The sequence below is a fragment of the Caldanaerobacter subterraneus subsp. tengcongensis MB4 genome (assembly GCF_000007085.1).
Lineage (GTDB): Bacteria > Bacillota > Thermoanaerobacteria > Thermoanaerobacterales > Thermoanaerobacteraceae > Thermoanaerobacter > Thermoanaerobacter subterraneus.
The window spans coordinates 1-19,170 of sequence record NC_003869.1 but is presented as its reverse complement, the minus strand read 5'-3'; the positions used below and the strand labels follow the sequence as shown (position 1 = coordinate 19,170).

15 protein-coding genes and 1 other annotated feature are annotated in these 19,170 nt (G+C 36.8%); of the genes, 5 read left to right on the top strand and 10 right to left on the bottom strand.

Going from position 1 to position 19,170, the window contains the following annotated elements; translation table 11 throughout:
- Positions 1-15 precede the first annotated feature (15 nt).
- Both ilvC and ilvN read right to left on the bottom strand, forming a co-directional pair.
- The gene (gene ilvC, locus TTE_RS00080) at positions 16-1,011 is read right to left on the bottom strand and encodes a ketol-acid reductoisomerase (RefSeq protein WP_009610487.1); all 996 of its coding nucleotides are present in this window, start codon (positions 1,009-1,011) and stop codon (positions 16-18) included.
- Position 1,012: 1 nt separating this feature from the next.
- A complete protein-coding gene (gene ilvN, locus TTE_RS00075; RefSeq protein WP_011024549.1) occupies positions 1,013-1,516 on the bottom strand; it encodes an acetolactate synthase small subunit in 504 nt (167 codons plus the stop codon).
- Positions 1,517-1,554: 38 nt separating this feature from the next.
- Positions 1,555-1,805: a binding site (T-box leader), on the bottom strand.
- A 395-nt stretch (positions 1,806-2,200) separates the two neighbouring features.
- On the opposite strand from ilvN, the gene TTE_RS00070 reads away from it, so the two are divergent.
- Both TTE_RS00070 and namA read left to right on the top strand, forming a co-directional pair.
- Positions 2,201-3,484, top strand: coding sequence for an IS110 family transposase (locus TTE_RS00070; RefSeq protein ID WP_011024548.1), 1,284 nt, complete (start codon positions 2,201-2,203; stop codon positions 3,482-3,484).
- Between the two features lie 520 nt (positions 3,485-4,004).
- A complete protein-coding gene (gene namA / locus TTE_RS00065) occupies positions 4,005-5,018 on the top strand; it encodes an NADPH dehydrogenase NamA (protein WP_009610488.1) in 1,014 nt (337 codons plus the stop codon).
- Between the two features lie 25 nt (positions 5,019-5,043).
- Here namA and gyrA read toward each other — a convergent pair whose 3' ends face one another.
- Both gyrA and gyrB read right to left on the bottom strand, forming a co-directional pair.
- Complete coding sequence (gene gyrA, locus TTE_RS00060; RefSeq protein WP_011024547.1) at positions 5,044-7,467, bottom strand: DNA gyrase subunit A; 2,424 nt, start codon at positions 7,465-7,467, stop codon at positions 5,044-5,046.
- A 13-nt stretch (positions 7,468-7,480) separates the two neighbouring features.
- Positions 7,481-9,382 carry a DNA topoisomerase (ATP-hydrolyzing) subunit B gene (gene gyrB, locus TTE_RS00055; protein ID WP_041587071.1) on the bottom strand — a complete coding sequence of 634 codons (1,902 nt, stop codon included), beginning with the start codon at positions 9,380-9,382 and terminating at the stop codon, positions 7,481-7,483.
- A gap of 169 nt (positions 9,383-9,551) precedes the next feature.
- Between gyrB and TTE_RS00050 the strand changes: the two genes are divergently transcribed.
- From TTE_RS00050 to TTE_RS00040, 3 genes are read left to right on the top strand one after another with little or no spacing between them, the layout of a single operon-like run.
- Positions 9,552-9,881: a tRNA-binding protein gene (locus TTE_RS00050; RefSeq protein ID WP_011024545.1), complete on the top strand. Its 330-nt coding sequence runs from the start codon at positions 9,552-9,554 to the stop codon at positions 9,879-9,881.
- A gap of 13 nt (positions 9,882-9,894) precedes the next feature.
- Complete coding sequence (locus TTE_RS00045; RefSeq protein WP_009610495.1) at positions 9,895-11,247, top strand: Mur ligase family protein; 1,353 nt, start codon at positions 9,895-9,897, stop codon at positions 11,245-11,247.
- Positions 11,244-11,972 carry a type 1 glutamine amidotransferase gene (locus tag TTE_RS00040; protein ID WP_011024544.1) on the top strand — a complete coding sequence of 243 codons (729 nt, stop codon included), beginning with the start codon at positions 11,244-11,246 and terminating at the stop codon, positions 11,970-11,972. The genes TTE_RS00045 and TTE_RS00040 overlap by 4 nt, the downstream gene beginning before the upstream one ends.
- Before the next feature lie 290 nt (positions 11,973-12,262).
- Here TTE_RS00040 and TTE_RS00035 read toward each other — a convergent pair whose 3' ends face one another.
- The 6 genes from TTE_RS00035 to dnaA form a co-directional block, all read right to left on the bottom strand.
- Positions 12,263-14,518, bottom strand: coding sequence for a glycoside hydrolase family 31 protein (locus TTE_RS00035; protein ID WP_011024543.1), 2,256 nt, complete (start codon positions 14,516-14,518; stop codon positions 12,263-12,265).
- Between the two features lie 11 nt (positions 14,519-14,529).
- Complete coding sequence (remB, locus tag TTE_RS00030) at positions 14,530-14,787, bottom strand: extracellular matrix regulator RemB (protein ID WP_011024542.1); 258 nt, start codon at positions 14,785-14,787, stop codon at positions 14,530-14,532.
- Between the two features lie 12 nt (positions 14,788-14,799).
- Positions 14,800-15,894 carry a DNA replication/repair protein RecF gene (gene recF, locus TTE_RS00025; protein ID WP_009610502.1) on the bottom strand — a complete coding sequence of 365 codons (1,095 nt, stop codon included), beginning with the start codon at positions 15,892-15,894 and terminating at the stop codon, positions 14,800-14,802.
- A gap of 10 nt (positions 15,895-15,904) precedes the next feature.
- On the bottom strand, positions 15,905-16,111 hold the full coding sequence (gene yaaA / locus TTE_RS00020; protein WP_011024541.1) for a S4 domain-containing protein YaaA: 207 nt from the start codon (positions 16,109-16,111) through the stop codon (positions 15,905-15,907).
- A 13-nt stretch (positions 16,112-16,124) separates the two neighbouring features.
- On the bottom strand, positions 16,125-17,237 hold the full coding sequence (dnaN, locus tag TTE_RS00015; protein WP_011024540.1) for a DNA polymerase III subunit beta: 1,113 nt from the start codon (positions 17,235-17,237) through the stop codon (positions 16,125-16,127).
- A 237-nt stretch (positions 17,238-17,474) separates the two neighbouring features.
- Positions 17,475-18,806 (bottom strand): chromosomal replication initiator protein DnaA, encoded by a 1,332-nt coding sequence (gene dnaA, locus TTE_RS00010; RefSeq protein WP_011024539.1) that lies wholly within the window; start codon positions 18,804-18,806, stop codon positions 17,475-17,477.
- Between the last annotated feature and the right edge of the window lie 364 nt (positions 18,807-19,170).

The window sequence follows — 19,170 nt, the reverse complement described above, 5'->3', positions numbered from 1 at the left end:
TAACCTACCCCCTTTTTATTTTTTACTAAGCCATGGCATCATTTCCCTTAAACTTTTTCCAACTTTTTCAATTGGATGGTTTGCTTCTCTTTCTTTAATCGCGTTATACTGCGGTCTTCCCACCTGATTTTCCAAAAGCCATTCTTTTGCAAACTTGCCCGTCTGAATCTCTTCCAGAATCTTCTTCATCTCCTTCCTCGTCTCTTCAGTTATTATCCTCTTACCCGTCATGTAATCTCCAAACTCTGCTGTATCAGAAATTGAATACCTCATGTAGCTAAACCCACCTTCGTATATGAGGTCAACTATGAGCTTCATCTCATTTACGCACTCAAAATAAGCGATCTCCGGTTGATACCCTGCCTCCACAAGCGTTTCAAATCCAGCTTTCATGAGTTCAGTCAAGCCTCCGCAAAGCACAGCCTGTTCTCCAAACAAATCTGTCTCAGTTTCCTCTTTAAAGGTAGTCTCTATAGCACCTGCTTTTGTTCCTCCTATTCCTTTGGCATAAGCTAAAGCTATGTCAAGGGCTTTACCTGTGTAGTTTTGATGTACCGCTACAAGACATGGCACCCCTTTCCCCTCCTGGTACATCCTCCTCACTAAATGCCCAGGCCCCTTTGGGGCTACCATAAACACATCTACATTCTCAGGAGGGACTATCTGCTTGAAATGAATGTTAAATCCATGAGCAAAAGCTAAAGCTTTCCCTTCTGTGAGGTTTTTCTCAATGCTTTCCTTATACACTTTTGCCTGTTTTTCATCAGGTATGAGCATCATTATCACATCTGCCACTTTTGCCGCTTCTTCAACGGTTAACACTGTAAGCCCTTCTTTTTCTGCCCTTTCTTTTGACTTGCTTCCCTCATAAAGTCCTACCACTACATCAAAACCGGAATCTCTCAAATTTAACGCATGCGCATGTCCCTGACTTCCAAAACCTATAACCGCAATCTTCTTTCCCTTAAGAACTTCTGCATCAGCATCTTGGTCATAGTACATCTTTGCCATATCACAATTCCCCCTCATATTCCTTTAATGTTTTATTACCTCTTTCCAAAGATATAAGTCCTGTCCTTACAAGCTCTTTCACATCAAACTTATTGATCAAATTCAAAAACGCCTCAATTTTTTCTGGATCCCCTGTCATCTCTATGATAAGTGAATCCAGCGAAATATCTATAACTCTCCCTCTGAAAGTCTCCACAATGTGCATTATGTCGTTTCTCGTATTTGAGTCATAACCTACCTTAACTAACAGAAGTTCTCTTGATACGTTATCCCTTTTTCCTATGTTCTGCACTTTTATTACATCCACAAGTTTGTTGAGCTGGCGTATAATCTGAGTAACAGTGTAATCATCCCCTAAAACTGTGAGGGTAATTCTGGATATGTCTTCTCTCTCCGTTGTACCTACAGCAAGGCTTTCTATGTTGTAGCCTCTCCTTGAAAAAAGTCCTACCACCCTTGACAAAACGCCCGGATGGTTGTTTACTAGAACTGAGATAATGTGCAAAAAGCATCACCCCCCTTAAAAACTTTACCCGCCCTGCGTAACAGGGCGGGGACTTTTCATCCACGCGGTACCACCTGTCTTCGCTATTGCCTCACGGCAAATAGCCTCACCAAGTTTTTGCAAACTTGAACTGTAACGGGCACCCCCGGTATAGCCTAATGAGTCCTTTTCAAAGGACCGTTCAGCTATACAGCTCCAGAGCGATCTAATATGTGCCTTGGCACCGGTTCGCACCAACCACCGGCTCTCTTGAGCCTTAGCACATACCCCTCTCCTTCATCGCTTTTCTTCATTATCATTCTGAAACTGTAAATTTTCATGAGAGTTACTTGTTATTTTATCAGCCTCTTTTACTTTAGTCAACTAAATTGTTTGTAAATTTCCAAAAATCCATCGTTTACATTTACTAAAAAATTTTAAAAAGGTATCAAAAAAATTGCTTATTTTTTAACTATCATTAAAAATTGCTTTAATCACATGTAGCTTAAATATTTTTGCTAAATTTGGTTTTTAAAAAGATATGTATTATGATTAAAATCAGAAAGTTCCAGAAAGGAGCATTCCTGTAATGAATAAAAAATAAGGGAGAATGGACTTTGAAAAAATAAGTACCTCCTGATAAAATACAGAGTGTAAGTTTAAGAACTTACCTCGAATTATCAAAATAAACAGGAGGTACCTAAAATGAAGTATAAACAAAATGAAAAGATTTTGCAAGTAACGGGAGACACATTAATTGCGGGAGTAGACATAGCAAAAGAAAGCCATTATGCCAGAGCATTTGACTACAGAGGAGTAGAATATGGGAAATACCTGAGATTTGAAAACAATAGAGAAGGTATGACAAAATTTCTTAACTGGGCAAAAGACTTGATGGAGAGACATAAGAAAAACAAACTAATAGTAGGGATAGAACCGACAGGGCAATATTGGCTGTGTTTTGCCCAATACCTTAAAGACAATAACATAAAGGTAGTATTGGTTAATCCATTTCATGTAAAGATGAGCAAAGAATTAGATGACAATTCTCCCACAAAAAGCGATAAGAAAGACCCAAAAACAATAGCAATGCTAGTAAAAGACGGGAGATATGTAGAGCCGATAATACCTGAAGGAGTATATGCAGAATTAAGGGTAGCGATGGGCATAAAAGACAGGTTGAACAAACAAATAGGGATGACAAAAAATCAAATAACAAGATGGTTGGACATATACTTTCCAGAGTTTAACACCGTATTTTCAGACTGGGAAGGGAAAGCAGCACTTATCACATTAAGAGAATTTCCAACGCCTGAGAAGATAGCAAAAAAGAGTGCTGAAGAAATAATATCGATATGGAAGAAAGAAGTACAAAGAGGGGTAGGAGAAAAAAGGGCTATAAAGCTGATAGAAACTGCTAAGGAGAGCATAGGGAAGAAGCAGGGCATAAAGATGGCGGAATACGAGATAAAGACTCTCATTGAACAATACGAATTTTTAAAAAAACAAATTGAAGAAATAGAGAAGAAGATGGAAGAATTAATAGTTGAGATACCAGGGGTTAAAGAACTACTAGAAATCAAAGGGATAGGAGTAAACACAGTAGCAGGTTTTATTGCAGAAGTAGGAGATATTGAAAAATATGAACATCCAAAACAGATACAAAAACTAGGGGGATTAAACCTAATAGAAAATAGCTCTGGTAAGCATAAAGGAGAAACGACAATAAGTAAAAGAGGGAGGAAGCGATTGAGGAGTGTGCTATTTAATGCAGTAATGGCCTTGGTCGCAAAAAACGAAGAATTTCGTGAACTACACAAATATTACACCACCAGAGCGCAAAACCCGCTAAAAAAGAAGCAATCACTAATAGTATTGTGCAACAAACTGATAAGGATATTTTATGTCATATTAAAGAAAGGAGTAAAATATGACCCAATCAAGATGATGAAGGACATAAAGAGGCCAGGCTTACAGGAAGCTGCATAAAAAGTGCCAACATACTATCAAATCAATTAAGGGTTAATCATCTTCTCTTCAGCTTTAACTTAGTCACATCTAAAGAGCTGACCCTTAAGAAGAAATTGATTTTTATGAAAAGCGAAAGTGTGAACGATGTGACATAAAAGGTAAAAGAAGGAATAAGACAAAAACAACCAATCAAGAGATGGGATATTGACAACAAGAGCGGGAATTGTCATAAAAATAATCACCATACGGGCAAAGACCCTGCAATGGAGCAGAAATGACATCCACCTCATGGCAGGTAGAACGAAGGAATTAAGGACTAAGATCCAGTGAGACATGGGAGGGTAAACCCCATGAGATAAGTGGAGCTATCCCGCCATAATATGGAAATAGGATATGAGGTTTATTAAGCTTACCCATTTAATGGTTAGATAAGTAAGAAATGGTAATATAAGCCATGAGATGCTCTTGTTGTGATGAGAAAATTAAAGAAAAACTAAGATATTAAGAGAAAATAAAAGATAATAGAGGGAGGGTGTTTATGAGTATTTTACATACACCTTTAAAGATAAAGGATATTACAATAAAAAACAGAATCATGATGTCTCCCATGTGTATGTATACAGCTTCTACTGAGGGAATGCCAAATGACTGGCATATAGTTCATTATGCCACAAGGGCTATTGGTGGAGTAGGACTCATTATGCAAGAAGCTACAGCTGTTGAAAGCAGAGGAAGAATAACTGACCGTGACCTTGGCATATGGAATGATGAGCAAGCTGAAGAATTAAAAAAAATTGTAGACATCTGCAAAGCAAATGGCGCTGTAATGGGAATACAGCTTGCTCATGCAGGAAGAAAATGTAATATACCCTATGAAGATGTTGTAGGACCTTCCCCTATTAAAGCAGGAGACCAGTACAAACTCCCAAGAGAATTAACCATTGATGAAATAAAATCTATAGTAAAAGCTTTTGGAGAAGCTGCCAAAAGGGCCAACTTAGCAGGTTATGATGTGGTGGAAATACATGCAGCTCACGGCTATTTAATTCATGAATTTCTTTCTCCTCTTTCAAATAAACGAAAAGATGAATACGGCAATAGTATTGAAAATAGAGCAAGATTTTTAATTGAAGTGATAGATGAAGTTAGAAAAAATTGGCCTCAAAACAAACCTATTTTCGTGCGCGTATCTGCAGACGATTACATTGAAGGCGGAATAAACATAGATATGATGGTAGAATATATCAATATGATAAAAGACAAAGTTGATGTAATTGATGTAAGCAGTGGGGGACTTTTAAATGTTGATATAAACCCATATCCCGGATATCAAGTTAAATATGCTGAAACAATTAAAAAGCGCTGCAATATAAAAACCTGTGCAGTAGGATTAATAACGACACAAGAACTTGCAGAAGAAATTCTTTCAAATGAAAGGGCTGACTTGGTTGCACTGGGAAGAGAACTTTTAAGAAATCCCTATTGGGTTTTGCATACATACACTTCAAAGGAAGACTGGCCAAAACAATATGAAAGAGCATTTAAAAACTAAGCCCCCAAAACTTGAGGGCTTAGTTTTATTCCTCACTTTCAATTCTTGCCGTAGAGACCACTCTATCTCCGTCTTCTAATTTCATAAGGGTGACTCCTTGAGTGTCTCTGTGCATTTTTGATATATCTTTTACTTTCATTCTTATCAAAATTCCGTTAGCAGAGATTATCATAAACTCATCTTCCGGTTGGACACACCTTATGGAGACGAGTTTTCCTGTTTTTTTGCTAAGTTTCATTGCAATTATTCCCTTACCTGCTCTTCCTTGGATTCTATATTCTTCTAAATCAGTTCTCTTGCCAAATCCCTTTTCTGTAACAGTCAAAACTTCTCCGTCAGGATGTACCAAATCCATTTCCACGACTTCATCGTCTTCTCTTAGCGATATAGCCATCACTCCTCTTGCAACCCTTCCCATTGGCCTTACATCTTTTTCGTTGAACCTTATCGCATATCCTTTGGCAGTACCTATTATTACCTCTCTTTCTCCATTTGTCAACTTTACATTTATGAGCTCATCATTTTCATCCAGAGTTATGGCAATTATTCCATTTCTCTTAATAGATTTAAATTCTTCAATGGAAGTTTTCTTTATTATGCCCTTTTTGGTACACATAAGGACATACTTTATGTCGTCTGACTTCTTAAGAGGAATAACTGCCGTGACCTTTTCACCTTGAGAAATCTGTATCAAGTTTACTATAGCAGTTCCTTTGGCTTGTCTCCCACTTTCAGGAATATCTATAGTCCTCAAACTATATACTTTCCCTTTATTCGTGAAAAACAACAGCCTATCGTGGGTAGTGGTTATGAATATATCTTCCACAAAATCATCTTCTCTGGTAGATATTCCTAAAATTCCTTTACCGCCTCTCTTTTGAGACTTATAGGTGTCAAGAGGCATCCTCTTTATATACCCGTAGTGGGTCATAGTAACTACTACATCTTCCAGCTGAACCAAATCTTCAAAATCTAATTCCTCTTCCTTTGCTACAATAACTGTCTTTCTTGGAGATGCGTATTTATTTTTTATTTCTAAAAGCTCTTTCTTTATTATCTCCAACACTTTCCTTTCATCTGCTAAAATCTCTTTCAACTCTTTTATCTTCTCTATGAGTTCTTTTAACTCATCTTCTACTTTTTGCCTCTCAAGCCCTGTCAGCCTTCCTAATCTCATGTCAACTATTGCTTGTGCTTGTTTATCGCTTAGTCCAAACCTCTTCATCAAATTTTCTTTAGCAATAGCTTCTGTTTTAGAACTTCTTATTATGTTTATCACTTCATCTATGTAGTCGAGAGCTATTTTTAAACCTTCCAAAATATGCGCTCTTTCTTCCGCTTTTTTCAAGTCAAATTTAGTTCTTCTTGTCACTACATCAGCCTGATGGTCTACGTACTTTTCAATAATCTGCTTGAGATTGAGTATTTTTGGCTCTCCATCTACCAGAGCTAACATTATAGCTCCAAAGGTCTGCTGCATCTGAGTATGCATGTACAATTTGTTAAGTATAACTTTTGGGTTGACATCCCTTTTTAGCTCTATTACAATTTTCATTCCATTCCTGTCAGATTCATCTCTTAAGTCAGCAATTCCCTCTATTTGCTTGTTGTGCACCAATTCAGCAATTTTTTCAATCAATTTAGCCTTTAAAACCATGTAAGGAATTTCTGTGATTACAATTCTCGTTTTGCCTTTGTGCTCTTCAATTTCCGCCTTTGCTCTGACGATAATTTTGCCTCTACCTGTCTCATACGTCTCCTTTATTCCGTCCCTACCTAGGATTATACCTCCTGTTGGGAAATCTGGTCCTTTAATGTACTTCATCAGTTCATCCACTGTGATGTAAGGGTTGTCTATATAGGCAACAATGCCATCTATAACTTCTGCTAAATTGTGAGGAGGTATATTTGTAGCCATTCCTACTGCAATTCCTTGAGATCCGTTTACCAGTAAGTTTGGAAAGCGAGAAGGCAAAACCACGGGCTCTTTCAAAGTTTCATCAAAGTTTGGAACGAAATCTACAGTCTCCTTGTTTATATCTGTAAGCATTTCAAGAGCGATACGGGAAAGCCTAGCTTCTGTATACCTCATTGCGGCAGGAGGGTCTCCATCTATGCTGCCAAAATTTCCATGCCCGTCTATCAAAACCTCTCTCATGGAAAAGTCCTGTGCAAGCCTGACAAGCGTATCATATACAGCAGCATCTCCGTGAGGATGGTATTTCCCCAAAACTTCACCAACTACTGCTACGCTCTTTTTATAGGGCTTGTCTGGTGTCAAACCCATCTCATTCATGGCATAAAGAATTCTTCTATGAACAGGTTTTAAACCATCCCTCACGTCAGGAAGGGCTCTTCCTACAATCACGCTCATCGCATAATCAATATAGGAATTTCTCATCTCATCTTCTATATCAACAGGAATGACCTTGTCCATTTCTTCGTTCATCCATTTCACCTCTTCATATATCCAAATTCCTTACTGTCTTAGCATATTTTTCTATAAATTCTCTTCTGGGCTCTACTTTGTCTCCCATCAGTATAGTAAAAATTTCATCGGCAGCAATGGCGTCCTCAAGGGTGACTTTAAGCATTGTCCTTTTTTCTGGGTCCATTGTAGTTTCCCAGAGCTGGTCTGCATTCATTTCACCTAAACCTTTGTACCTTTGCACTACAATGTTTTCTCTCCCAATCTCACTCAAAATTTTATCCAATTCCCTGTCCGAATAAGCGTAGTAGACCTTCTTACCCTTTGTAATTTTATACAAGGGCGGTTGAGCAATGTATATATGTCCATTTTCAATAAGTGGCTTCATAAATCTGAAGAAAAATGTGAGAAGAAGCGTTCTTATGTGGCTTCCGTCCACATCGGCATCTGTCATTATAATCACTTTGTGATACCTTAACTTGCTTATATCAAAATCCTCTCCAATTCCAGTTCCAAGAGCAGTTATTATAGAGCGAATTTCTTCGTTAGAGAAAATTTTATCAAGTCGAGCTTTTTCCACATTTAAAATCTTACCTCTTAAAGGGAGTATTGCCTGGAATCTACTGTTTCTGCCTGCCTTAGCAGAACCTCCTGCCGAGTCTCCTTCTACTATGAAAAGCTCGCATTTTGAAGGGTCTTTCTCTGAGCAGTCCGCCAGTTTTCCTGGCAGGGCTGTATTTTCAAGAGCTGATTTCCTTCTTGTCAGTTCTCTCGCCTTTCTTGCTGCTTCTCTTGCTCTTGCAGCCTGCAGAGCCTTTTCAACAATTATTCTGGCAACAGAAGGATTTTCCTCAAGGTAAGCAGAGAGTTTTTCTGTAACTACTCCTTCGACAATAGACCTCATCTCAGGATTTCCGAGCCTCGTCTTTGTCTGCCCTTCAAACTGCGGATTTTTAAGCTTCACGCTGACTATAGCAGTAAGGCCCTCTCTTACATCCTCTCCCTGCAGATTTTTTTCTCCGTCCTTTATCATCCCATACTTTTTAGCATAATCGTTTATCACTTTGGTTAAAGCTGATTTAAAGCCTATTAAGTGTGTTCCTCCTTCTTTTGTGTCAATATTATTGGCAAAGCTGTATATGTTCTCATTGTAACTATCATTATACTGCATGCACACTTCTACTTCATAATCGGTGTTCTTTGCTTCCATGTATATCGGCTCTTCGTGGAGGACTTCTTTATTTCTGTTCAAATACTTTACAAAAGCTATAAGGCCCCCTTCGTAATTGAAGACTTCTTCCTTTCCATCTCTCTCATCTATAAGCTTTATATTTATGCCCTTGTTTAAAAAAGCCAATTCTCTCAATCTCTGGGCTAAAATATCATAATCAAATACAATTTCTTCAAAAATTTCCTTATCAGGTTTAAAAGTAATAATAGTCCCTGTCTCTTCAGTTTCCCCTATCACTTCAAGAGGAGTCTTTGGCACTCCTCTTTCATACACCTGCCTAAAAACCTTTCCCCTCTGCTTTACTATTACCTCTAACCTCTCTGACAAAGCATTAACTACAGAAACACCAACGCCGTGGAGCCCTCCAGAGACCTTGTAGGCATCGTTATTAAATTTTCCTCCAGCGTGAAGCATAGTAAGGGCTACTTCAACTGCGGGCTTGCCAACCTTTGGGTGTATATCTGTTGGAATACCTCTTCCATCGTCTTCCACTGTAATTGAATTATCTTTGTGAATAGTTACCACTATATTTTTGCAGTAGCCTGCCAGCGCTTCATCTATACTGTTGTCAACAACTTCATAAACCAGATGATGTAATCCCCTGCTGCCAGTAGAACCTATATACATCCCCGGCCTTTTTCTGACAGCTTCCAAACCTTCTAATATTTGTATTTGACTTGCAGTGTAAGTTTCATCCTTTGCCATAGTCCTGCCCTCCAAAAATTTATCCAACAGTTTTATTTTATCATTCTTTTTTAAATTGCTCAATTGAAAGAAAATTTCCCGGGAAATGTTTATTTTTATTATTCCCTATACTATAATATACTTAACAAATCTGCCTATATTATAATATACTTAAATTGAGGTGAATTCAATGGCCACATATGAAGATTTTTTAAAACTTGACATACGCGTGGGAAGAATAATTGAAGTGGAAGATTTCCCAAAAGCTAAAAAACCAGCCTACAAGTTAAAAATAGACTTTGGAGAGCTGGGCGTAAAAACCTCCAGCGCTCAAATAACAAAGCTCTACAAAAAAGAAGACTTGTACAACCGCTTAGTAGTCTGTGTTGTCAATTTCCCTCCGAAAAAAATTGCAGACTTCGTTTCAGAAGTATTAGTTTTGGGCGTTGACGATAAAGAGGAAAACGTCGTTTTACTTCAGCCAGAAAGAGAAGTAAAAGTAGGAAATAAAGTTTATTAAAGGTGGGGAAAAAGTGAAAGGGCTAGGGGTAGCAATAGGAAAATTAGTAAACATCTCCTGTAAAATTACAGGCAAAGGAGGAACTTCATTACCAGGTAAAATTGCCCTCATGGCAGATGACCACTTAATAAAAAAGCTGATAGAACCTTTAAAAGAAAACAAAGTAATAGTCACCGGAACTAATGGAAAAACTACTACTTCAGGGCTTATAGCTCACCTTCTTTCCTATTCCGGAAGAAAGGTAGTTCACAACAGAGAAGGGGCAAATATGAGAACAGGAATAGCCACTTCTCTTATAAAAAGCAGTAGTTTGACGGGCAATCTAGACAGAGACGCCGCAGTATTTGAAGTAGATGAGGCAAACTTGAGCTTTGTGGTAAATGAAATAAATCCAAATGTGGTTGTAATCACAAACTTCTTTAGAGACCAGTTAGACAGATTTGGTGAATTAGACCTTATTGTAAATAAGGTAAAAAAGGCTCTTTCAGACCTTTCCAAAGATTCTTTTGTCCTTTTAAACGCAGATGACCCTTTTACTGCCTCTATAGGAGAGGACTTAGAGGCAAAAGTTCTATACTATGGAATTGAGGATGATATAAAAAGTCTCAAATCTTCTTCCTTTGAGCAAAAATTTTGCCCTGTATGTGGCACAAAATACGAATACAAAAAGATATATTACGGCCACCTGGGAAACTACTACTGTCCAAACTGCGGTAAAAAACGCCCTTCTCTTGATTTTAGAGCAAGTGATATATTTTTAAGCGAAGATGGAATAAAGTTTAAATTATCCTATAAAGATAAAATTTTTACAGTTAAAAGCAACTTGGTAGGTTTATACAATGTTTACAACATCCTTGCTTCCACATCTGCTGGAATGCTTCTTAATTTAGATGATTCTACTATTTTAAAGGCAGTAGAAAATTACTGGCCTATAGAAGGACGACTACAAAAAATCCAAATAAGAGGAAAAAAAGCTATAATAAATCTCATAAAAAACCCCGTAGGATTTGAAAGCACATTAAACATGCTCTCCCAATTTGACAAACCTCTAAACCTTCTTATCTTAATAAACGATAACTATGCGGATGGAAGAGATGTATCTTGGCTATGGGATGTAAATTTAGAAGAATTCTTATCAAAAGCTAAAGTAAACCACATAATAACCTCAGGGCTAAGAGCAGAAGACATGGCTTTAAGAGTGAAATATGCTGGCTTTGACACTGAAAGAATAAAGATAATGCCACTTAATGAAGCTGTAAAAGAAATCTTGGATATAACAAAAGAAGAGCTTATTGCAATTCTCCCAAATTACACTGCTTTACAAGACCTTAATAAATATCTCAAATCTCAGGGGGCATTAAAATGAAGCTAACTATTGGCCACATGTATCCCGACCTTTTAAACTTATACGGTGACAGGGGAAATATAATCGCTCTAAAAAAAAGATGTGAATGGAGAAAAATTGATGTAGAAATAAAGGAAATAAAGGCAGGAATAAATGAAAACTTTGCAGACATAGACCTTTTATTTTTTGGTGGAGGATCAGACAGAGAGCAAAAAATAGTAAGCGAAGATTTGAAAAGTAAAAAGAAAAATTTAATAAAAGCAATAGAAGACGGCATGCCAGTTTTAGCAATATGCGGAGGGTACCAGCTTCTAGGAGAGTATTACAAGACTTTAGAAGGAAATAAAATAGAAGGGCTTGGAATTTTAGATGCTTACACTGTGGCAAGTAATAAAAGATTAATTGGAAATATTGTAGTGGAAGCCCATCTTTTTAATAAAAAATTCTACCTGGTAGGCTTTGAAAATCACTCAGGAAAGACTTTTTTAAGAAATTGTAGCCCTCTAGGCACAGTAATAATAGGATATGGAAACAATGGTGAAGATAAAAAAGAAGGCTGTGTATACAAAAATGTCTACGGCACATATTTGCACGGCCCACTTCTTCCCAAAAATCCGGAAATGGCTGACATATTGATTGAAACTGCTCTTTCTAGAAAATACGGGAAAATAAATTTTGAACCTCTGGAAGATTCCATTGAACAAAGAGCAAAAGAAGCTTTTATAAAAAGATTTATGAAAAAATAAACTGCCTCTATGCAGCCTATCAGACTGTTGACAAAATAAAAAAGTGGCATTTTGTGTGTAAATGCGACTTGTTGCCAAAGCGGTAACTAAACTTAGCGAGCTTAAGGAGCAAAGGCGGGGCGAGCAAAGCGAGCGGCCATCTGAGCCTGAAAGGCGAATTGGCCGGGACACCGCCTGAGCCCTTAAGCGAGCTTTAGTTTAGTCGCTTTGCAACTCTGGAGCATTAACACAAAATGCCACTTAAATAAGGGGAACTTTGTCAACAAGCCAATAAGCTGCCTTTATGCAGCCTATTTCACTACAATCTCATACTCTTCTACTTCTTCTCCATTTATTTTGACTTTTTTCACCTCATCAAAATTCTTTAGTACAAATCTATACTTTTTTGCTCCATCCTCATACCCAAAGTGCACTTTATCGAATTTTATATCAATTTCTCCATCGAAGTATTCAAACTCTATCTCAAAGAGGTTATACACTCCTTTCTTGTAATCAAAGGTTTTTCCATCATCCTCGTAGTGAACATATCTTCCTCTATTTCCCCTATATATCTCAACCACCTTCTCCTCTATTCTATCTTCTTCCACATATGAAAGGGGCTTTTGTTTTACAATTATAGCTCCTTCTTTTACAAAAACAGGAATTGTATCGATGGGAGCTTCTACTAAATAATAATTTCCCCCTTCGTACCTCTCTCCCATAAAATAGTCATACCAAATACCTGAAGGCAAGTACACTTCCCTTCTATCTTTGGAGGGGAGATATACTGGAGCTATGAGTAAATTTTGCCCAAGCATAAATTCGTCATAAATTTTGTGAGTATTCTCATCCTCCTGATACTCAAAAACTAGAGGTCTCATTACAGGATAGCCCTTCTTCGAGGCTTCATAAAACAAATCATAAATGTAGGGCAAAAGCTCATACCTTATTTTTATAAATTTTCTAGCAATATCCTCTGCCTTTTTTCCAAAAGACCACGGCTCTTGGTCTTTCGTCCCTATAGCAGAGTGAACTCTTAAAAAAGGAGTAAAAACAGCAGCTTCTATCCACCTTATGAAAAGCTCTTCACTGCAATCTCCCTCAAACCCTCCTACGTCAGCTCCCGCAAACGGTTGTCCAGACAGACCTACGTTCATAAGCATAGGCATCATCATGAGGAGGTGCTCATAAAGGCTTCTATTATCTCCTGTCCACATGGCAGCATATCTCTGTATTCCAGCAAATGCTGCTCTTGTGAGGATAAAGGGCCTTTCATTAGTTCTTTCCTTTAAAAGGCCTTCTTTAGTCGCAAGAGCCATGTAGTTAGCATATACATTGTGAGCTTCTCTGTGGCTTATTTTCTCCCCATCTAGAATATGGATATTATCTTCCGGCATAGTTTTTGTAGGAGTTTCAAAAACAGCTGGTTCGTTCATGTCATTCCATATCCCATCGATTCCATCTCTTACAAAATTAGCAATCTTTTCTCCCCACCATTTCCTCACCTTATCCTGCAGGAAATCTGGGAAGCAAGCCTCTCCAGGCCACACTTTTCCTACATATGTAATGCCATACTTATCCTTGACAAAATAATCATTTTCAATCCCTTCTCTATAAACAAAATACTCATAATCTCTTTTAACTCCCGGGTCAACAATTGTAACTACTTTAAATCCCATGCTCTTTAGATTTTTCAGCATTTCCTTATAATTTTTAAAAGTACCCTTGTTCCAGGTAAAAACCCTATACCCTTCCATATAGTCTATGTCTAAATAGATCACATCACAAGGTATGTCTTTTTCTCTGAAAGTCTTAGCTACTTCAAGCACTTTCTCCTGAGGAGTATAGCTGTATCTGCTCTGCTGGTTTCCTAAAGCCCACAAAGGAGGAAGTTCAATCCTTCCAGTCAAATATGTATAATTTTCTACTACCTCTTTTATGTCATTTCCGTAAATGAAGTAATAATTCATCTGCCCTCCATATGCCCCAAAATAATAGTACTCTTCGCTTTCTTCTCCCATGTTAAAAAAGCTTCTGAAGCTGTTGTCTAAAAAAATTCCATACGTATGCTTTTTATTCATTCCTATAAAAAAGGGATATGACTCATACAAAAGCTTGGTAGTTTGATTGTGAGTCATAAATTCGTCAGTATTCCACATTTCAAACTTTTCACCTTTTTTATCAAGATAACCAGCTTTTTCGCCAAAGCCGTAAAAATGGTCTTCTCTAAGCTTCTTATAACACCTAACCTCTGAGTCGCCTAACTTTACACCTTCCCCGTAATCTTCATTAATCACATCGCCATCTTTATCTTTAAAGGTGATAAAAAATGTTTTTTTATCTATTTCTACTTTGAGGTCTTTTGTAAGTACAAGCACCTTGTCTTTGCTTTCCTCTACATTGAAATCAGGAATGTCATATTTTTTCTTTTCTATGGCAATTGTATCTCTTCTCTTTTCTTCCTTGTCAGTGACAAAAATGTTGACTATCTTGTCTGTTATCACTCTCAACTCTAATTTTTTGCCTTCGGATCTAACTACAATTCCCTCAACAGTTCTTTGAAGCATCTTAAGCCTCCTCATTCGAATATTTTGTGAGCTCTTTTTATCAGCGTTACAGCTGAGATAGGAGATAGATAAATGATACTTTTTTTATCCCTTTCAGTCAATATGAAAGATTTTGGTTTTTCTTTCGAAATATTTACAACAAATCCCTCTTCTTCAGCAATCTTTAAAAATTGAAGGGTTATGGAGGAAGTAGAGACAATATTCATGTCAAAAATTCCGATGATTTCTTTGTCCGGTACTACTACGTCTCCACCTAAATGAATGTACATTTAAAAAACCCCCTATTCTCTCATGACAATTCCATCATAAATTTTAAAACAACAGTCTCCCTCTACATCTGACTTTGAAGTGTGGGTGATAAAAGACTGAAAGCCTTCAAGCTTTTTTAAAATGTATTTCTTTCTGTTATCGTCCAACTCCGACATCACGTCATCCAAAAGCAAAACAGGCTTTTCTCCAGTCTCTTCTTCTAAAATCTCTAGTTCTGAAAGCTTGAGGCACAGGGCAGCTGTCCTTTTCTGCCCTTGTGACGAATACACCCTAGAATCATATCCATTTATCAATATCTTAAAATCTTCCCTATGAGGACCCACTTGTGTAGACAGATATTTTAAATCTAGGGTCAAACTTTTAGTCAGCCTATTTTTTAACTTTTCTCTTATGAGATTTTCTTCGTGCACTTCCTTTACTCCTGCGCTGTTTAAATATATGATTTCCAACTTTTCATTAGAAATTTCCATTAAAAATTTTGACATGCTATTTTTTAATTTCTCAAGGTAATTATTTCTCACCTTTATTATTCTAGCTCCATACTCTGCCAGCTTTTCATCAAATATTTCCAATAAATCTTCTCCTTTTCCTTCTTCTTTTATCTTTTTAAGCAAGCTATTCCTGTTAGATAGGGTTTTATTGTACTGAAGAAGGTCAAAAAAATAATTTTTGTCAATGACGGAAATGCAAGCATCTAAATATTTTCTTCTGCGGGAAGGCCCTTCTTTTATTATCTCTATGTCCTCAGGGGAAAATATAACTGTCAAAAAGTGCCCCAAAATCTCTCCTGTGCTCTTTAACTTATTGCCATTTACTTTAATAACCTTATTTCCATTTACCTTATACCCAAATTCTATTTTCTTTTCATAAAAATCCGCACTTCTGACTAGACCTCTCACGTAAAAATACTCTTCATCAAATTTCACAAGCTCAGACATTTTACTTCCTCTGAAGGACCTTCCCATGCTGAGAAGCCTTATTGCCTCTAAAAGATTGCTCTTCCCTTGTGCATTTAGCCCATATATCAAATTGACTCCTTCACAGAATTCTAATTTTTGCTTTTTTAAATTTCTAAAATTGTCTACAAAAATTTCCTTTAAGTACAAGATGGACTCCTCACTTTATCACAAAAGTCTTTCCTTCCACTTCAATTATATCATTTTTATAAAGTTTCCTTCCTCTTTTAAGCTCTATAACTCCGTTTACCTTTACTTTTCCTTCTTGGATAAATCTCTTTGCTTGTCCACCTGTATCGCACACCTTTGCATACTTCAAAAACTGTCCCAAAGTTATATACTCTGTTTTGATGGGAATCTCTATCATCAAATAACACCTCTTAGTTAAGCTTCACCGGCAGTATCATGTAGAGGTATTCCTTTTCCCCCACTGGTTTTATTATTAGCGGATTTATGCTGTTTATGAAGTAAAGATTTACTTCTTCTTCATTAATTGCCTTGAGCGCATCAAGTAAATATCTAGAGTTAAAAGCAATCTCTAGAAGCATTCCTTTAACTTCCACTTCCAACTTTTCTGACATACTTCCTTTTTCCGAACTTGAAGAAATCACAATAAAGCTATCTCCTATTTCAAATTTTACTAAATTGTTCTTGCTCTCAGCAATTAGAGATGCCCTTTCAAGGCTTTCCATAAACACATCTTTATTTATAGTGATCTCTGTCTTAAAATCTTTAGGGAGCACAGCGTTGTAGTTTATAAAACTCCCTTCAAGAAGCCTTGAGATGACTTTAGTGTTATCAATCTGGAAAAGCACCTGGTTGGAAGTGTGGTATATTATTACCTCTGTCTCTTCATCTTCCAATATCCTTGAAATTTCATCGATGGTATCTCCCGGAATGACAAGAGAGTACTTCTCCGCTTCTTCGTCAAAAAAGGACTTTTCCGACTTATAAGAGTATATGGCCATTCTAAATCCGTCCAATGCCACTGCTTTAAGCTCATTTGGAAATACTTCAAAAAGTACCCCTGTTAGAATTGGCCTAGTCTGCTCTTCTGAGACGCAAAAAACTGTCTTTTTTATCAAGTCTTTGAGGATTGATTGGGGAAGTTTAAATGACTTTTCTCTTGATACTTCAGGTATTTCAGGAAATTCTTCTGGATTGCTTCCTGCAATTGAGAAGTTTATGTCTCCTGAAACCACATTTACAGTATTCTGTGAATCGCTTTTTACTTCCACTTCTCCTTCAGGCAATTTTTTTACGAGGTCACTAAAAATCCTTGCTGGAACAACTGTCTCCCCCTCTTCTTCAATAACTGCGGGTATTTGACACTCTATCCCTATCTCGAGGTCAGTACCTGAAAGCTTTATGACATTGCCTCTTGCTGTTATTTTTATTCCTTGCAATATGGGAAGGGTGGTACGGGAGGATACCCCCCTTATGGCTATATTGACGCCTTCCAACAATGAATTTTTATCACACACAAATTTCATATTTTTCACTCCTGTTTTTGAGAATATTTTTTGAAGGCCTAGCATATAATATTTTTGTACAACAAAATCTAGTAGTAGTAAGAGTAGAGATTGTGAATTTGTTAGTATAAGATTTATAGGTTGTGATGTGTGGTTTTAATAATGTGGATAAAATGAGGACAAACTTTAAAAATTATCGACATTATTCACAGAAGGCGAATTTTAAAACATATAAACAAGGTTATCCCTGTTTATATGTTAATAACCTTTTATCCTTTTTTTAAGTTCTTCAATCTGCCTTGCAAGGGATTCATCCTGCTTTATTTCATTTGAAATTTTTTCATAGGCGTGTATGACCGTGGTGTGGTCTTTTCCAAATTCTTCTCCTATTTTTGGAAGAGAGAGGTCTGTGAGTTCTCTTGCCAGGTACATAGCTATTTGCCTAGGATATGCGATATTTTTTGTCCTCTTTCTTGACCTAAAATCTTCTAACTTTATGTTGTAATATTTGCACACTTCTTCTTGAATGAGCTTTACTGTTATTTCTCTTGTTTTGTTAGACACAATGTCTTTTAACGCATGCTTGGTGAGCTCTAGGTCTATGTTTGACTTTGTAAGAGTTGCAAAGGCAACTATCCTTATTAAAGCTCCTTCCAATTCTCTTATGTTTGACTGTATTTTTTCTGCAACATAAGCTAGCACTTCATCCGGGATATTGAGGTTTTCTGATTGAGCTTTTTTCTTAAGTATTGCCACTCTAGTTTCATAATCTGGTGGCTGAATGTCAGCTATAAGGCCCCATTCAAACCTCGACCTTAACCTTTCTTCTAAAGTCGGAATCTCTTTTGGGGGTCTATCGCTTGATATAACTATCTGCTTATTTGCTTCGTACAGGGTATTAAATGTATGGAAAAATTCCTCTTGAGTTCGTTCTTTATTTGCTATGAATTGAATATCATCTATTAGTAGGACATCAATATTTCTATACTTATTGCGGAATTCTTCGTTTTTATCGTCCTTGATGGAGTTTACCAGCTCATTTGTAAACGTTTCGGACGTTACGTACATTATTTTGTAACCTGCGTGGTTCTTGTTGATGAAGTGTCCTATAGCGTGCATTAAGTGAGTTTTTCCAAGTCCAACTCCTCCATAAATGAAAAGAGGGTTGTACGCTTTTGCTGGAGATTGAGCTACTGCAAGGCATGCGGCATGGGCTAGTTTATTGCTATTTCCTACGACAAATGTGTCGAAGGTGTACTTTGGATTTAGAGTAGACAAAAGAGTTGATTCGGACGAATTTTCTCTTTCAATTGACTCTTTTATCTCTCTGTATTCTTCTTCGTCTTCTGAAAGTATCTTTATTTCTATAAACCTATTTGTGACTTTGGAAGCTGCATCGTAAATTATATTAATATATCTTCCATTTATTATATTTTTTGTAAATGTGTTAGGAGTGCTCAAAAACAAGGTGTCTTCTGCAAAGGCTAAAGGCTTTATGTGAACAAGCCAAGTATTGTAGCTGGTGGGGGTTAGCTCACTTTTTATAACTTCTACTATCCTCTCCCAAATTTGACGGTAATCACCATACATTGTATGACCTCCTAGGCTAAAGAATAATGTGGATAATTTAATTAAAAAGGGTGGCATACTATATTATCGACACAACTATTTTGTGGATAAGTAATTTTTAATTTTGTTGAAATCGCTTTTTGAAAAAACAGTTTTCAAGGTCCTGTTGATAAAATAGCTGTATATAAAAAATGCGACAAAAAAATTGACCTATCGCCGTTTTTTAAAAATAAAATAGGTCCATTAACACTGAAATAACAACTTATCCACAAACTTATCAACAACCTGTGAATAAGTTGTTATATTTGTGGCTACAATTTATTTAAGTTATCAACAGGTTTACTTCTATAATAGCAAATTATCAACAGATTATCAATAAGAAAAA

What these genes read in the sequence shown, in the direction of transcription:
- namA (WP_009610488.1), top strand. Translation starts at nt 4,005, where the DNA reads ATGAGTATTTTACATACACCTTTAAAGATAAAGGATATTACAATAAAA.
- TTE_RS00070 (WP_011024548.1), top strand. Translation starts at nt 2,201, where the DNA reads ATGAAGTATAAACAAAATGAAAAGATTTTGCAAGTAACGGGAGACACA.
- remB (WP_011024542.1), bottom strand. Translation starts at nt 14,787, where the DNA reads ATGTACATTCATTTAGGTGGAGACGTAGTAGTACCGGACAAAGAAATC.
- ilvC (WP_009610487.1), bottom strand. Translation starts at nt 1,011, where the DNA reads ATGGCAAAGATGTACTATGACCAAGATGCTGATGCAGAAGTTCTTAAG.
- gyrA (WP_011024547.1), bottom strand. Translation starts at nt 7,467, where the DNA reads ATGAACGAAGAAATGGACAAGGTCATTCCTGTTGATATAGAAGATGAG.
- dnaN (WP_011024540.1), bottom strand. Translation starts at nt 17,237, where the DNA reads ATGAAATTTGTGTGTGATAAAAATTCATTGTTGGAAGGCGTCAATATA.
- yaaA (WP_011024541.1), bottom strand. Translation starts at nt 16,111, where the DNA reads ATGATAGAGATTCCCATCAAAACAGAGTATATAACTTTGGGACAGTTT.
- gyrB (WP_041587071.1), bottom strand. Translation starts at nt 9,382, where the DNA reads ATGGCAAAGGATGAAACTTACACTGCAAGTCAAATACAAATATTAGAA.
- dnaA (WP_011024539.1), bottom strand. Translation starts at nt 18,806, where the DNA reads ATGTATGGTGATTACCGTCAAATTTGGGAGAGGATAGTAGAAGTTATA.
- TTE_RS00040 (WP_011024544.1), top strand. Translation starts at nt 11,244, where the DNA reads ATGAAGCTAACTATTGGCCACATGTATCCCGACCTTTTAAACTTATAC.
- TTE_RS00035 (WP_011024543.1), bottom strand. Translation starts at nt 14,518, where the DNA reads ATGCTTCAAAGAACTGTTGAGGGAATTGTAGTTAGATCCGAAGGCAAA.
- TTE_RS00050 (WP_011024545.1), top strand. Translation starts at nt 9,552, where the DNA reads ATGGCCACATATGAAGATTTTTTAAAACTTGACATACGCGTGGGAAGA.